16 protein-coding genes are annotated in these 15,562 nt (G+C 54.9%); 9 read left to right on the forward strand and 7 right to left on the reverse strand.

Features of this window, described 5'->3' with window-relative positions; genetic code table 11:
* Window position 1 precedes the first annotated feature (1 nt).
* The 7 genes from AC5S27_RS11290 to AC5S27_RS11320 form a co-directional block, all read right to left on the reverse strand.
* Window positions 2-790, reverse strand: a complete 789-nt coding sequence (locus AC5S27_RS11290; RefSeq protein ID WP_493934662.1) for a hypothetical protein — start codon at window positions 788-790, stop codon at window positions 2-4.
* A gap of 236 nt (window positions 791-1,026) precedes the next feature.
* Entirely contained in the window at window positions 1,027-1,260 is a 234-nt protein-coding gene (locus AC5S27_RS11295) for a hypothetical protein (RefSeq protein ID WP_493934663.1), read from the reverse strand.
* 15 nt (window positions 1,261-1,275) lie between these two features.
* On the reverse strand, window positions 1,276-2,544 hold the full coding sequence (locus AC5S27_RS11300; RefSeq protein WP_493934664.1) for a TrbI/VirB10 family protein: 1,269 nt from the start codon (window positions 2,542-2,544) through the stop codon (window positions 1,276-1,278).
* A gap of 2 nt (window positions 2,545-2,546) precedes the next feature.
* Window positions 2,547-3,392, reverse strand: a complete 846-nt coding sequence (locus AC5S27_RS11305) for a TrbG/VirB9 family P-type conjugative transfer protein (protein WP_493934665.1) — start codon at window positions 3,390-3,392, stop codon at window positions 2,547-2,549.
* An 18-nt stretch (window positions 3,393-3,410) separates the two neighbouring features.
* On the reverse strand, window positions 3,411-5,780 hold the full coding sequence (locus AC5S27_RS11310) for a VirB4 family type IV secretion system protein (RefSeq protein ID WP_493934666.1): 2,370 nt from the start codon (window positions 5,778-5,780) through the stop codon (window positions 3,411-3,413).
* Window positions 5,761-6,027 (reverse strand): VirB3 family type IV secretion system protein, encoded by a 267-nt coding sequence (locus tag AC5S27_RS11315; RefSeq protein ID WP_493934667.1) that lies wholly within the window; start codon window positions 6,025-6,027, stop codon window positions 5,761-5,763. The genes AC5S27_RS11310 and AC5S27_RS11315 overlap by 20 nt, the downstream gene beginning before the upstream one ends.
* A 13-nt stretch (window positions 6,028-6,040) precedes the next feature.
* Window positions 6,041-6,331, reverse strand: a complete 291-nt coding sequence (locus tag AC5S27_RS11320; RefSeq protein WP_493937303.1) for a hypothetical protein — start codon at window positions 6,329-6,331, stop codon at window positions 6,041-6,043.
* Window positions 6,332-6,717: 386 nt separating this feature from the next.
* Here AC5S27_RS11320 and AC5S27_RS11325 point away from each other — a divergent pair, with 386 nt between their 5' ends.
* From AC5S27_RS11325 to AC5S27_RS11365, 9 genes are all read left to right on the forward strand, one after another.
* Complete coding sequence (locus AC5S27_RS11325; protein WP_493934668.1) at window positions 6,718-7,767, forward strand: Fic family protein; 1,050 nt, start codon at window positions 6,718-6,720, stop codon at window positions 7,765-7,767.
* 88 nt (window positions 7,768-7,855) lie between these two features.
* A complete protein-coding gene (locus tag AC5S27_RS11330; protein ID WP_493934669.1) occupies window positions 7,856-9,004 on the forward strand; it encodes a toll/interleukin-1 receptor domain-containing protein in 1,149 nt (382 codons plus the stop codon).
* A 238-nt stretch (window positions 9,005-9,242) separates the two neighbouring features.
* A complete protein-coding gene (locus AC5S27_RS11335; protein WP_493934670.1) occupies window positions 9,243-9,803 on the forward strand; it encodes a hypothetical protein in 561 nt (186 codons plus the stop codon).
* 21 nt (window positions 9,804-9,824) lie between these two features.
* Window positions 9,825-10,388: a hypothetical protein gene (locus AC5S27_RS11340; protein ID WP_493934671.1), complete on the forward strand. Its 564-nt coding sequence runs from the start codon at window positions 9,825-9,827 to the stop codon at window positions 10,386-10,388.
* Window positions 10,389-10,586: 198 nt separating this feature from the next.
* Window positions 10,587-12,203 (forward strand): hypothetical protein, encoded by a 1,617-nt coding sequence (locus AC5S27_RS11345; protein ID WP_493934672.1) that lies wholly within the window; start codon window positions 10,587-10,589, stop codon window positions 12,201-12,203.
* Window positions 12,204-12,349: 146 nt separating this feature from the next.
* Entirely contained in the window at window positions 12,350-13,063 is a 714-nt protein-coding gene (locus AC5S27_RS11350) for a hypothetical protein (protein WP_493934673.1), read from the forward strand.
* Entirely contained in the window at window positions 13,056-13,718 is a 663-nt protein-coding gene (locus AC5S27_RS11355; RefSeq protein WP_493934674.1) for a hypothetical protein, read from the forward strand. Before AC5S27_RS11350 ends, AC5S27_RS11355 begins: the two co-directional genes overlap by 8 nt.
* Complete coding sequence (locus tag AC5S27_RS11360) at window positions 13,715-14,014, forward strand: hypothetical protein (protein ID WP_493934675.1); 300 nt, start codon at window positions 13,715-13,717, stop codon at window positions 14,012-14,014. The genes AC5S27_RS11355 and AC5S27_RS11360 overlap by 4 nt, the downstream gene beginning before the upstream one ends.
* Before the next feature lie 13 nt (window positions 14,015-14,027).
* Window positions 14,028-15,203 carry a hypothetical protein gene (locus AC5S27_RS11365; RefSeq protein WP_493934676.1) on the forward strand — a complete coding sequence of 392 codons (1,176 nt, stop codon included), beginning with the start codon at window positions 14,028-14,030 and terminating at the stop codon, window positions 15,201-15,203.
* Window positions 15,204-15,562 lie beyond the last annotated feature (359 nt).

Consider the following 15,562-nt stretch of genomic DNA (forward strand, 5'->3'; position numbering starts at 1 on the left):
ACTAAGGAAGGTAGGTCTGCCAGGTACTCGATTCGTTGGCGGCGCTCGTGTCGTTGGCGGAACGCTGTTGCTGCACGAACACTGCGGTGTTGAGGTCTTCAACGTGGGCGTTGCGACGTTCCATATTGGCGACCGTCATCTGCGAAGCGAGGCAGGCATGGAGCGTGCCTTGCGATTGCATCTCGCTCAACCTTTGCGCCTCCGATGCGTTCAGAAGATTGAGCTGCTGGACTTCGCTGTTGGTACTGTTTGAGCCGTCGAACTGCTGCGAGAGCAATAAGCTGTTGGCTGTGCTGTTTTGGCTTCTGGAGGCGCGGTACTGACCCACAGCCGTCAGACAGTCGGGAGATACAGAGTCGGCAGTCTCGATCATGGCGAGCTGCGATGTGCGGGAGCTGCCGAGAGATTGACTGGCAAGGTAGGCCGACGCACTGCCATTCATCGTGACCGTGGCCGCTTTCCATGCTGTGCTTGATGTAGAAGGCGAATTGGTGTTGAGCGCAATGCTCATACCCGCCGTTTCGCCAAACATATTTGCGACATTCACGTTTTCGAGAGCATGTAGGGTCGTCTGCCACTGCTGCTTGGCTGAGAAATGCGTGATGTTGTTCTTAAGCATGTTGTACTGCGATTCCAGCGTGGTGAGCTGGGAGACGAGACTGGCGTAGCTGGTCGGGTCGAAGACGATATCCCCGATGCCGAACAGGGCGAAGCTGGGCGTCGCGGTGAGTAGCACCGCTGCGCCTGCCCCGAGGAGCCACTTGCGGCGGTTAGTCAGTGTGATCTTCATAGAGCCTCCTACGGTTGGGTTGAACTACATGCACTGCGGGCAGGTCGGGTCCAACCTGTCCAGGGGAAACTCGTGGATATGTGTTGCGCGTGAAATCGAATCGGTGGTCTGGAGGTACACCCATGCGAGAGCATTCCGGCCTGTATCTGTTCCTATAAGCAGAAGAGCAAGCAGCATCGCGGCAATAATTCCAGACACCTGAGTGAACCGATGGAACACAGTCGTATGCATGGCCATTACTCCTCCTCCGCAAGCTGCCGAGCTACCTGCGGGATGATCGCCACCCATTCCGGCCCGCTGCGTTCGATGGCCTCGGGGATGGTGTATTGCATCTCTTCAAGCCAATCGGCACGATTGAGGACAAGCGCCACGGCGAGCTTCTCGCCAGTGGACTGCACGGCCCACGCGTCATGTCCTCCACGTCTGGCATCACGCGACTTGCGAAGGAGATGTTCGTAACGATCGTTCATCGCAATGCTCCTTTCCTACATCGTTGGATCGACGCGATGCTCTGCGTAAGCAGGGATGAGTAAGTCAGTGCAGATATACACGCGGGCGCGGGAACCTTCCTTGAGCGTGATGATGGGGAGCCGATTCAGGAAATGATTCAAGACCTGCTCTCCTTCGGTGGCGGATTGCTCGGAGATGCCATTCCGAATCTGAGTGGAAGGCTCAAGAACGCTGCCGTTGTTGCCGATCTGGGCTAGGCCGCCCAAACCACCGATAGCGGCAGCGGCGGCGAAGGCTTGCAGGTAGCCGTGATCCACCTTTGTTGCGAGGCCGGTCGTACCGATCTGGTCAAGGCCGATGAATTTGGCAAACTCCAGAGAGAACCCATCGGGGCAGATGGCACGATGGAAGGTGACGAACATCTTGCGCTGTTGTGCATTGCCGACACTCTGCACATCACCAAGCAACCGTGTCCCTTGGGGCAAGAGAAGCTGCTGGTGGTCGTGGGAGTATAGGTCGGTCGTGAGCGAGACCATGATGGGGCCGCTAAACCCGCCATCAATGTGATTGGTGACGACACCCTCAAGTACCGTTCCCTCGAAGATGCGATACAGGCTGCCATCGTAGGTATCGAAGTTGTACCCGGCCATCGCGTTGCTCTTGCTGTCTGCCTTTGCCTCGACAGATGCAGGTTTGGCCGGTGCCGCGCTGCCGGCTGCGGTAGCAGCCGTCCCTCGCGCGGCCTCCGTTATCCCGGCTGGGGCAGTAGCGGCAGTCATGCGCTCGAAGTCAATCGCAACGGTGTCGCTGTTAATCGCGTCCTGCTGCTGCTTTTCTTTGGCAAGCTGCTTCTGCTTGGCCTCGGCCTGTGCCTGCGACATCTCGGACGTGTGCGCGGGGGCGTTGGGATTATCGCCATAAATCGCCGACCGCTGCGCAGCGGTCATCGGCGGCGCGCCTGCGGCCTCCGGGCCCGGCGCACCCTCCGTTTGCTGGAGCTGCTGGAGCGCGGTATTGAGTTCCTGCTGGTGCTGCCGCGCCTCGGCATCACGCTGCGCCTGCAACTGCTGCTGCGACTCAAAGCTGTTGACCTGCCGTGCGTTCGGCGCTGCCGGACGCATTGGCATAGCGCTGGCCGGAGCGTTCTTCTTGCTGCCGCTCAACAGGCTAGACAGATTAGCGATGCCGATAAGCCCGATGATGACGACCAGGGCAATGACCACCGGCATACTCTTCCGCACTGGAGGCTTTGCCTCCGGCTGCTCAGGCACGGTTGCAGAGACGTTCTGATTTGGTTCCGGCATGGCTACCTCACTTCCTCGGTGCGGTGAAACTCGACCTTCTGCTTACCGATGGCGAGGTAGCCGTTCTCTAAGTGCTTCGGTACGGTATAGAGGCCATTCGAGAAATCAAAGTTGATGAGCGAGGGCTTTTTATCTTTGACCTCATAGAGAGCAGGCGTCTCCTGAAATTGACCGCGCAGATAGGTGAATTTGTCATCGCGCCATATCGCCTGCAAGCCAAGCTCTTTGCCCTTCGACTTGTCCCATGTGTAGTCAAAGTGCAATGAGCCGGGATACTGGCTGCGATACGCCTCTTCCTGCGTCTTTTCCGCTTTCAGCGTTGCGGCCTGGGCCGCCTGCGCGGCGACCGCTTCCTGCTTCACCTTGTCCAGCTCGGCGGCCGGAACGAAGACGGGCATCTCAATCAGTCTGTCCTTTGCAGCTTTGTCGCCGGGAGCGATAAAGATTTTAGAGTCGAAGTGGGGATCATCCTCACCGGAGACTTCCCGCAACTGCAAGGTGTATTCGTTGCCGTGATCGGAGACGATGTGAACGTCCGTCGTACCACCCGCGACTTTCGGCTTGATGCTGATGAAGCGGCTGGCGACGTGGCCGCCATCGAACACCCAATCCACGGTGTCCCCAGCAAAGACGTTCGCAACTTTCTCCTGATCTGGAAGCAGAATGAGCGTCGATTGCAGTAAACCGGCACGAACCACAGGCGGCGTGTCCGCCTCGGACACGGTGATGGTGCGCGGCGCATTCGGCTGAAGGTGCTTCTGCTCGGGTGTCGCTGGGCCGGACGCAGACGCAATGCTTGCGGTCAATGCAAGGCCAACGGTAACGATGACGGGGATCGGTGGTTTCATTGCTCTGGTCCTTTCGGGTTAAGCGGACTCACCCTGGGCGAACCGCGTGATGCCCTCGGTGAGTCCGTACTTGGCGATGAGTTTCGACCGGCGCACCCGGTCCTTGGGTTTGGTGGAGAACGTCGCATAGCTGCGGCTGTCGAGATTGAGCGTGACGACTTTGGTGAGGCCGTCACGCCGCATGTACAAACCCTCGCGGTCCTGCAAGCTTTCGAAGAGAGCGAGCTGCTGTTCGGTCATCTTGAACAACTCGGCGTACCGCTTCCGATTGAATGTCGCGTCTTTGAGGAATAGGAACGACGTGCAGGAGTTCACGATGCTGTCAGCATTGGCCCCGAGGTCGTCGGCGGACTGCCCAATCATCGTCACGCCGCCTAGATTTTTGCGAACGGTCTTGATCGAGGCCAGAGCACCATCAAGCAATTGCTTGTTCTTCATCGAAGAGAAGATCTCTTCGATGAGGATGTGCTTGGGCACGCCAAGATTGGCGGGGTTGTAGAGCACATCGTTGATACGCCGGAGCAGCCACACCATCAACGGTTCGATCAGGTCAGCATACTGCTCGTTATTCACGCCCTGGAAGTCGAAGCATTGCAGCCGGGAGAGCGAGAGGCTGTCTTCTACGTTGTCGAAGACGGCGTTATAGATGCCTTTGCCAACCCATTTCGACATATAGCGGTCGAGCTTCTTGGGCAGGAAGAGATTCGACAGACGCCGGTTCTCCAGATCGAGCAGGTACATATCCTGCACGGCCTTGTGGATCACATCATCGTCTTCCGGCTCCAACTCCGCACCGCCATTGGCGAGCAGGAGCTTCACGAAGGAATACAGGAACTTGATGTTGCTCTCGGTCGGCTCCAGGGCAAAGGGGTTGACACGCGGTCCGTCTTTTCCCACGCGGTCGACCCGTCCGCCGTATAATTCGACAACGCTCTCGTAGCTGCCGCCGATGTCGAAAATGTAGGTAAAACCGCCATATTTCTGCTCAAGCGCGATGATCTGGTTCCCATGAACCGACTTCCCGGTGCCGGTTGGACCGATGATGAGCATGACGCGCACGCCATCCACATACACATCCTGAAAGAACGGCGTCCGTGTACGGGTCTCGAAGATATTTAGGTACTCCGAGTCCAGGTCCTCGGAATGCGGGTGTCCGATGTGGGGAGCGAACACCGAGGACAGACGAGCGTGGTGGTCCTCGGCAAGCCACAGCGGAAAGACGTTGAACTTGTGATTCCCGGGAAACATAGCGTAGAACGCGGACAGATTGCCAAGAGTCTCCTCCATCACCTGAGCGCGAGCATCGACGAAGATCCGATGCACGGCAGGCACGGTATCGCGTAACTGCTCCGCGCTGTTGGCAGCCAGTAGCAAGCGGAGCGAATATTCGCCCTGCGCCTTCTTATCCAACTCGCGGATGACCTGGCTCAAGTCATCGACGTTGCTGTTGGCGGCCTTTGCACGGGCCCCGGTTTCGAGCGATGCCGTATCCCTCCCGCTCATCACGCGAGTCAGTACACCCACCTTGAAGAACGAGATGAACTTTTCTTGCGCGTCGATCTCACTGCGGGCCGCCGTGGTGGACTTCACACGCCATGTCGAGCACAAGACGCTATTGCAATCGAGCGTAAGCAAGCCGGAGAACTGGCAAGGCCGCGATGCCTCCGGCGTCGTCTTCAGAGAGAACATCTGTACGTGGCGCTTGCCGACTTGCAGGTAGTCGCTGTGCCACGCAACCGGGTTCTTCACGATCTGACGGTCTACGCCGGTATCGCTGCGGAGCTGGTCATCATTCGCCCAATCCTCAAGGTTGAAGAGATAGCTGAAAAACTGAAAGACATCGTTCTTCGGCAGAAGGCGCAATCCAAGCGCGCTGCCGAGATGGGATTCAAGGATGGTTGCCGTCTTCTGAAGTTCAGCCAACATGCGCGACGTGTCAGCGGTGTTCTCCTGTGGCTCGCGCTCAAACGATTTGGCCTTCGACGGCTCCAGCGTGAGACACCAATGAAGGTCGATGCGGCGGAAGGCCGCCGTCTTCTCAAGGAACGTAAGGCGGTCGTCTACGAATACCTCGGTGACGGGGTTGCCGTACTTCGATTGGCGGGGAAGCTCAAAGCCCGATCTAACGCGGGCATACTGGTACAAGCAGGAGCCTTCAGGCAGCCCACGCAGTGCTCCCTCAATGGACCGCATCCGCGCATCTAGTTCCTGATCGGTCAAACCCTCTTCGTCGATGCCGGTCAGTGAGAACAGGCATCCATAGCCGCCTCCCTTGAGCGCAAAGACCGCCGGGCCGATGAAGCGTGAGATTGGCACAATCGAGCACGCGGCTCCGGCCTTTGCGAACCACGGCGTATGTTTCATTTGCTCAGTGTTTGCGTGGGTCATAGTAGGACTTCTGGTTGAGGCTCAGGCCCCAGAGTTGGAACATCTTTGGGTGTTTGCGAACGATGAGCCATGCGCTTACAGCGAGCGTCGGAAAGGCCAGCATCGCCAGCAGGCGAAACCCTACGAGGAAAACCGTTACGCAGACGAATATGATCGCCATCCATGCTGTAAGATCGAGACCAAGCTTGGCTCTCGGTCGATTCAGCGCTTGATTGATCGGTAACGGCTCTCCCCGACGGCTTGTCACAGATGCCTCCTGTTCACATCTGTTGACCTGTTAAGCTGCCTATCCAGCCCGCTCCCCAGCCGAGCACTCCGGCACCGAAAAGAGCGCCGAAGAGTCCAGGAATAGCGTCCTGAAATCTCCCTGACATCATGCGGATTCCGGCGAAGATCAAGCCGCCGAAGCAGATGACAGCACCCGCATAAATACAGAAAGTCTTAAAAGTTCCCATCAAGGTTTGCGCCCCGGAGAAGTCCATCGTTCCCTGGGCATGAGCGACACCACTTCCGACTCCTGCAAACAGGAGCGCGGCAAGTGTCGGCCCCATTACGTGAAGGACGTGGCGGAGGGACTGCTTTGAGAAGGGGTTTGTCCGCCATTTGGCGGGGAGATTGAACGACCGGTTGAGAGTCTTTCCCAACCGGATTGCGCGGCGGATTCTGAGCATCTTTGCACCTCCGCTGACTCGGTGTCAGCATGGCGCAAAGCTAAGATTGCTCAGCTTTCGGTGTCCAATAACGGAATGAGTTTTGGGTATTCCAAAACGTGATGCTCAGTCATTGTCGTTCTTGGCAGTCCGATCATTTTGGTGAGCTTGGAGTGCCTTCGTGAGTTTCGTCATTGCTCCACGGATTCCGAATCCAGTGCCCAATCCGGTATAAACTAGCAATTTTTACGGCAGCGATTCCGGTATAATCCGGTATATTATCCGGTATGGTCAGCACCGATACCATTCTCGTCACGCAAGAGCTTCTTGCACTTCTCTCGGAAGTGGATGAGTTCAAGGGAGCTTGGCGCGCTCTCGGCAGCATAGCGCCGGAGCGACTGAATGCCCTGCGCCGAGTAGCTACCGTGGAGAGTATCGGATCATCCACTCGTATCGAAGGTAGCAAGCTGACAGATCGGGAGGTAGAACGCCTCCTCGGGAGCCTTGAGATCAGGCAATTTGGAACTCGAGATGAGCAGGAGGTCGCCGGCTACGCAGACGTTATGGAGACTGTCTTCCGGGCGTGGGCAGATATTCCTCTGACTGAGAATCACATCAAGCAGCTCCATCGTGATCTTCTCCAGTACAGCCAGAAAGACGAGCGGCATCGTGGGAACTACAAGACCCTGCGTAACGATGTTGGAGCCTTCAATGCTGATGGCAAGATGATTGGCATCGTCTTCGAGACCGCCACGCCATTCGACACGCCGCACCGCATGACCGAACTCGTCTCGTGGCTGAATGAAGCGCGCGAAGTGCGCTATCTTCATCCTCTCTTGGTCGTTGCTGTGTTCATTGTGGTGTTCCTGGAAATTCATCCGTTTCAGGACGGAAATGGCCGTTTGAGCCGTGTTCTGACCACGTTGCTTTTGCTTCAGGCAGGCTACAGTTATGTCCCTTATTCGTCGTTAGAGAGCGTGGTCGAGCACAGTAAGGACGCCTATTATTTGAGCCTACGGCAAACGCAAAGCACCATCCGAACAGACACGCCCAACTGGCAACCATGGCTGCTCTTCTTCATGCGGGCACTTCAACAGCAAAAGCGTCGCCTCGCAGTAAAGGTGGAAAGAGAGAAAATCTCTCTTTCCACGCTACCGGACCTCGCTATCAAGATTCTCGACTATGCACGTGATCAGGGACGTGTCACGACCAGGGACATGGTCCGAGAGTTCGGTGCGAGTCCAAACACACTCAAAGCTACATTCTCTTCGATGGTTGATAAGGGCTTGCTACTCAGGCACGGCGGGGGACGTTCCACTTGGTACGGACTACCGTAAAGCCTTAAGAAATCGAAGCCGAGATTCCTGGAATCGGACTAGGAGAGCGGCCGCGCAGCAAATCGGATAAATGAGGTCTACAGGTCGAATGGATACAGCAACAAAGAAGCCCGGCGAAGTGCTTATTAGCTATAGCTGGGACAGCGAGTCTCATGTTCAAGACGTACTTGCCCTTTCAGACCGCCTGCGCTCGAAAGGCATCGACTGCGTGATAGATCAGTATGAAGTCTCGCCCCCTGAGGGATGGCCACGATGGATGGATCGGAAAATTGCCAGCTGCGACCTCGTAATTGTGATCTGTACAAAGACATATTTGGCGCGAGTGATGGGCGAAGAGGAGCAAGGCAAAGGCAATGGAGTGAAGTGGGAAGGCACTATCATCTACCAGCACCTCTATAACCAGGGCGCCGAAAACCGAAAGTTCATACCCGTTCTCATGCGGGACTCCGACAAGGCTTACATTCCCATCCCTCTTCAAGGTGCCAGCTATTTCTCCATCGAAACGGATGCCGGCCAACAGCGTCTCTATAACCGTTTGCTTGGTTTGCCGCCAGCAGCAAAGCCGCCTTTAGGTGAGCGTCCTGCCATGCCGAAGAAGGAAGTACAGACAGATATCGGCTCGTTTCTACGCACACCGATAGATATCCCCCTTTGGAACAAAGCCGAATGGCGTGGCACCGCCTTCCTGGTGATGCCAGAGTCACTGCCAATTCTTGGGCTCGCATTTACAAACCGCGACGCCGCTCTCCGAATCTTTCGCGATTGGCGTAATCGCTACGGTGATGCGGATACCCATGAAGAGCTTCGGATTGCAATCATCGAAGGCGAAATCCCTGGAGAAGACGCTGGTTACACCGTCCACGTCGGATTGAACTTCGAAAACGTCTTCGAGCGTTACAAAGAAGCAGGGTTGGAGCCGGACAAGAAAACCTTCTTCACCTCCACGACCCGACTCAACCGCATGAATCCGAAGCCGGGCTCACCATACCTGGCTCTATTCAAGGAGGTATATGAGGAGAAGGGAGAATTCCTTCTGATTCCGGCGATACTCAATTCTGATGGGTCCATGGAACGGATCGTAGAACTTGGTATTCGCAAGAAATCTCTCATTTTCCGGAAGTCGTCTGACATCCCGCCTGGAGACATCGACTCCATTGTTCTGCATTCTGGATCACAAAAGAGGCCGCTCACTGCATATGGGGAAGCTCTTGCACAGAAGCGGGGAAATGCCAAGTGAATTCATCATCTCGATCACTATGCATTCCAAATGAACGGACATGCCGTTGAGTCTGCCATCTGCAAAAACGATAAAAGTGCTATTTGCCAGGTCGGGTAACAGATGCGCCTATCCAGGATGCCTATGCCCTCTTGTGGAAGGCAATGATTGTGTCACTGGAGAAATTTGTCACATCAAAGCCCTAAACAGAGGCGGCCCACGATATGACCAGAGTCAAACAGATGCTCAACGAAACGCCGTGGAAAATCTCATACTGATGTGTGGACGTCATCACAAAGTCGTCGATGACGATCCTCAGTCCTACCCGGTGCATATTCTTATCGCACTTAAGCGTGAGATCGAAGGCCCTGAAGATACTGAGATCACGACGAATATGGGCCGACAAGCGATGTTGTTACGAGAGCAGTCTATCCGGGTTCAGGGTGACCTCCGAATAGGTACGATCCAAACTCATACGGTTACGATCAAAGCACCCCGTCAAGCACGTCCCAAAATACTCTTATCTCAGGACGTTATCGGGGGCAGTCCTAACCACAGAGCCTATTTGAAGTACCTCATCGACAGGTATCAGGAGTTTGCCAAAAGGCAGACCGACCGAAATTTCAAGTTTCCAGCCGTTTACGCCAGCATCAAAAACCGTTTCAAAGCCACGTGGGAACATATTCCGATCTCACGCTTCGAAGAGGTGGTGCAATTCATGCACGCAAAGATCGACAGCACGCTTGTTGGTCGGCTTCAGAAAAGTCAATCGAAGGCTTCCTACGAGCAGTTTGAAAAGTTCCTAAGGGATCACCGTTGATAAAAAGAGTGAGGTATAGCGTTGAATATCGTTTTGCCAGATCCTTCAAAGGCCCATGTTCTATCCTTCATCCGCGATGTTCTTGACCTTTCAACGCCCCCTCTCGTTCTTCGAATCACCCCCGAGAACGGCTGCAGCCCAGGTGATTGCTTCATCAATGTTCGCAGGAAGACAGTGGAGTCTGGGGGGATCATGCAAACCGGCTGGGCTCTCTGGGAGCGGCCAGGCGTTTATATAGAAGCCGAACACCACGCCGTGTATGAGGCAGGCAGTGGAAACTCTCTTCTGGATATCACGCCATGTCCGGACGGCTTTCGGAAACGCCTATTTGTCGCAGATCCCGACGCTACCTTTGATTTTGAGGGATGGCGTTTACGGGACAACCGTCGCATGGCATTGATTGACGATGATCTTATTCACGAACTCTTCAAGGCAAGTTCACGAATGAATACCTTCAAGGCGAACCTTCCTGGTCGTGGAACCTACATTCTGTCCCAATCAGAGCAAAAAGAGCTTGCAAAGCTGCAGCGACGTTACATTCGCGCGAACCAGGACTTCGAGGCTAAGTATGGACGCCCCCTCTAAGCCTGCTGCAGCAACGGGAGTATGGGGTGACGGGGGCGTGATTGTCTTTGAAGGATGATATGTCGCGCGTGATGGGTGACGACTCTCGCCCCAATATCTTTCCCGCGGAGTACTCGCGTTCCTAAAGCGAGGATAGCAAGATGAAATCGGAGCCTCCCCATGCGATATCTCCATAATGCAGCCCCAGTCGACGAGCGCGTGAAGATTCAGAACATCGAAGACGTAGCAGATGGCTGCTACAAACTTCTACGCTTGCTCCACCGACCGCGCAATCAGGCTACATGGGCGCTCTTAACCCGCATGGCTTTGGAACTGGAGAATCGGCAACAACAATACGGAGCGAACACAACGCTTCACCGTGTCGCAGTCGTCGTGCTGGACAAGTGTGTCACAGGCTTCAATTTCATTGCCAAACACGGTAAGCCTCCCTCCAGATTGAGCACAACATACACCTGGAACGGCACGTTGATACAAGATGCCGAACACGCTTTGCTGATCAGCAAGCATTATCTCGATTTTGCCAATGTATTTCCCATGTGGCACAAGAACCACGAAGAAGCCGAACTGATTACCGACGAATGCGTTCGCTTCCATATCCCTGACGACACACCGCGTCAGCGTCAGGTCATCGCCTATCAGCAAGGGGAGCGTCCTCTTGGAATAACTGGCAACGCTCCATATATGAAGCGAAAGAACACACCAACGCATGTTACCCGTCTCTTGAACGACTTCCATCAAAGGATTCGCCCGAGAGGTGGCGCTGGAAAGTTCACCTATAAACCCACCCCGGAAGTCATTGAAGCTCTTCGCCCGGAATATCAGGAACGTCTGGAGAGCAATTTTCGCCATCCCGACTCCTTCGTTTTGAATGGGTATACCTTGAAGGAGTTCAAATCCTTCTATGTCGCGCTATTGATCCTTTGCGCCATTCACGAATATGTTTGCTATCCCTGGAACCAGCCGGGGCAGCCCGTACCCGTTTCATCGCTAGTCATGGTGAAGAGCCGTGCGACTTGGATAGCCGAGCTACAACAGATATCCGGTTTATCTTTGGATACATGCCAGCAGATCATCACAGACCTTACGCTTGATCCTCTCAGTAAGAACGCAAGCCTCTGTATTAACCCCTTTGTTCCACTGGATCAGTTCACCCTCGCTGTAGCGCCTCAGTTTCCCCTCGCCAGCGCAGTAGATGAGAATGTTCTTCGTACCTTCTCTTATCTCTACCCGGCTTTGTTTTCAGCGCAAAACACCGAAAAGGATGCTGCGATGAAGACCGCATTGCGAACAGCGAACCCGGGATACCGCATCGAAGATTCTATTGAGTTACCGGACAAATCAACAGAGATCGACATCCTGCTGGAAGATGAGGCATCATCGACCGTGGTTCTCGCAGAACTGAAGTGGATCCGAAAGCCCAATCGAGTGTTGGAGCGCATCGACCGTGAAGCCGATGTTGCTAAGGGCTTGCGTCAACTCGCACTCATTCGTGACTACACTCGCAAGTACCCAAACTTCTTGAAGCAGCGTGGGAAGCTCAATAAACCGCTCGACGAATACACGCATGTGTACTACCTGCTTTTGATAAGAGACTTCTGGTACTGGCATCCGCCGAACGACGCAATCGCCTTAGTTGATTTCGACGCCCTCTTGCCCGATTTTCAGAAGAGCAAGAACCTTCATCAGTTGGTACAGACCATGCTGACCTACGATTGGCTCCCCGTAGAAGGTCGCGATTTTACGGTGATGTATACCCCTTCCACGGTTCACGGGGTCACGCTGGAGTCTCCTTTGTTCAAATCAACGCGGCCCTAATCGCAGTGCCGTTTGTTTCTGCGTCTCGCCTCAATGGAAATCGTGCGATTGAATAGTGAGTAGATTTGGCTTAATGCGAGATGCGATCTAGCTAATGTGTCATGGAATGCCCTAAAATTGGTTCCACTGAAAGAGAGCCGTGAACGATGAGTTGCTCACGCGGTGCCGCTGCCCCAGATCGCACTACCGCACTTCGCCTGTTCGCGGCATCCGCAGGCTATTGTCAGAATCCTGCCTGCTACCGTCCATTGTTTATCTCCGCTGGAACAGATCGCATCCACATCGCAGAAATGGCCCATATCCTGGCCGCCAGCAATCAAGGGCCACGCGCAGTCGATGCCATGTCTGCAGCCGACCGGGGTGCCTTTGAAAATCTCATTTTGCTCTGCGCCAACTGCCATACCCTCATCGATAAGGCGCCCAGCCAATTTCCGGACGCACTACTGGTCGGCTGGAAACGAGATCAGCAGGCTAGGCTCGATCAGATGTTTGGGGCCGTCACTATGGCGGAACGTAGGGATGTGCGATCGGCAATAGAGCCTCTATTACTGCAAAATCGCGTCATCTTCGAGGAATACGGCCCAGATGCTGGATATCAGGAGAACCCCGAAAGCGAGATGGCATCCACCTGGCAGCGGTACATGCGAGAGAGGATTATTCCTAACAACAGGCGCATTCTTGCGATCCTGGACGTGAACCGGAACCACCTTGTGCCGAATGAGTCGAGAACGCTTGAGCTGTTCCGGCAACACATACTCGACCTGGAAGCGCACCATCTGACCGACATTGTTTTAGGGGTTCAGCGCCGCTTTCCAACAGAAATGGACTCGATCGTGACCGATGGAGAGCAACGTGCCTAGACCACCTCAGGATACGACCGCCTGGGTAGCAGACAGGATCGCCGAGACAACCGACGCAAGCAGCACCAAGGTGACGAGCCCGTTTACCTTTCGCGTGAATAGGAAAGACCGTCTGCCGTCCTTCGAGGTACTGGTTCTCTCTGCATCGAGAGTAACTGATGACATCCTTGATCCATTACTGGAGGAGGCACGGTCGGCCTCTTTCGTCGTGAACGTCCCAAAGAATGGCATTTGGACGGAGTCTGGTATCGCCACAGCCCGCAACCATGATTGCGCATTCGGTGGTATCGGCGAACTGATGTCAGCGATCCACCAGAAGCTGGACGACGTGAGTCTTTTCGTCAAGAAGGAGAACGCGTTCGTCGAGCGTGGGCTGAACCAGCACGATAACGTCAGCCATTTCGACCAGGAATACGATAGGGTGTATCTGGTTCATCGACCGGGGATGAAGTCCCTGCGCGTCGTACTGCTCAATGAGTACGAGTTGACCGCTGAACACGTGCGAACGGCACGCACGAGCTATGGCCCGTTCGATATCGTCTTGATGACCAATCCGAATGGCACTCCAACCAAAGACGCGTTGGACACCGCAAAGACGATGCAGGTTGCGATCCTGCCCTGGCGTCAGTTCCTCGGGAGGCTCGGCTCTCGATGAGGGACAATCCCGCATATCAGGACATCCTAGTAGCCATCCAGACCGGCGATCGATCCCGCACTGCGTGGTACGGATTCGGCTCGTTCTTTCGCGAGAGCCATTTATTTTCCGATATCGATCTGCTGGCAGTTTGTGCCGACGTGGAAGGGGCATCTGCCATTCGACAGGAGTTGGAGACGCTATGCAACGAGTGGCCGATACATCTGCTCATCATGACGGAATCGGAAGCAGAGGAGACTAACTTCATTCAATCGCAACGGTGCATTCCGCTCCTCAAGGCGGAGAGTCAACGATAGTGAGGGGCCTTCGATGAGAACACCAATCAACGCGTTCTACTACCCCGACATGATTTCGTCGGATTTGACCTTAAAGAAAGCGATCTTGTTCTTCGACGAAATCCATTTCGTCGATCGTGCTTCCTATTCCTTTGGTGGTGGCGGCCAAGGTCAGCCGATGACGATCGGGTGTGCTTCTCCACTGCGTGCCTACGAGGCAAGTTTTCGCGAACATGGAGTCCCTCTTTATATCCACGATGCTCCAAGTGGACCGCTGCCTACAGAAACCTTGGAGCAGGTGGCAGCGGATATCAACGACCCACTCTTTCTGTCGCGCTTCCAGGCGGGATTGGGAACATCCGCAACCTTCCGGGATATCGAGATCGCTCCTGGAAACTATGGCGAATCCGGAATGCAAGAGGACTTGGTCAGAACTCTCAGCAAGCTGAATCTCGCTGAGGGCTTGAGTCAGCATGAAAATGCCATGGAGCTCTTAGTGGATGGGAAGGTGCAGCCATTCCGGACCAAAACTGCAACCGAGCAAGCCAGGGTCTTGATTCATGCCGCTGCGAGATGCTCCCTCAATATCAACGTCGCACTCCGGGCAAGCAATACCAACGGAATGACACCGTTCGCCGATGCGGCTCCTTTCGGTGAACTTCTTGGCAGCAAATACCATCGCGCCATTGCCGCAGCGAATAAGTCGGCTCCCACGGTGCAGTTGACCGACCTCAGCTTCAAGGTCTTCGACGAACTCATTCCTTCCGCTGTTCTTGAGGAGATGACCTTTGGCGATGCAGTTTGCTATCGAAAAGACTCGGCAATCGCACGCGAGGAATTTCTCGAACATCTTTCCGTCCTCCAAGCGAAGCAAGGTGCCATCAAATCCGACGATGATTACAACGCTGCGGTCTCAAAGATTGTCTCGACGGACATCATGCCTGCTGCGACAGCGTACCGCAAGAAACTGGAAACCATCGGGGAGACTTTCGTCGGCAGTCTCGCAAAGGGCGCGTTGACTGCAGTCGGCACGGTGCCGGTCGGAGCTGTAGGACTCACGCTCTTCGGAGCCCTGTCATGGCCACACCTCATCGCATTGGCGGGACCGACTGCTGTGGTCGTCGGGAATGCGGCCATCGATGCCTTTGTTGCGTCACGGACCGCGACCCGCGAATGCGCCATCTCATACATCTTGTCCTTGGAATCCTGATGAGAAGGCAGCTATTTCAACGAAGATCGTTGCCGCTGAATGGCAGAGGTCGCAGCGCGGTTCGGCGCCGATTTAGAAGGAAATTGAGGGCACAGCATGGACACAATAACGGTTCCTCGGTGTACCTTTTAGGGCCTATTGGAGCCACCCATTGCCCGGCGATTCTATAAGTTACGGGTTTCAGGCTCACTGTCACGGCAGAGGTCGCGGGTTCGAGCCCCGTCGTCCCCGCCATCAACCTAAGAAATAATAGGTTCGGTGGCATTGTGGCATTCCCAGAGATATCTTGACGATGCATAAGTCTGATGGCCTCCCTGTTTGGGCATCAGTGTCTTGTCGCGATTCTCAGCTTTTCGCTT

The organism is Acidicapsa borealis, from assembly GCF_059115245.1.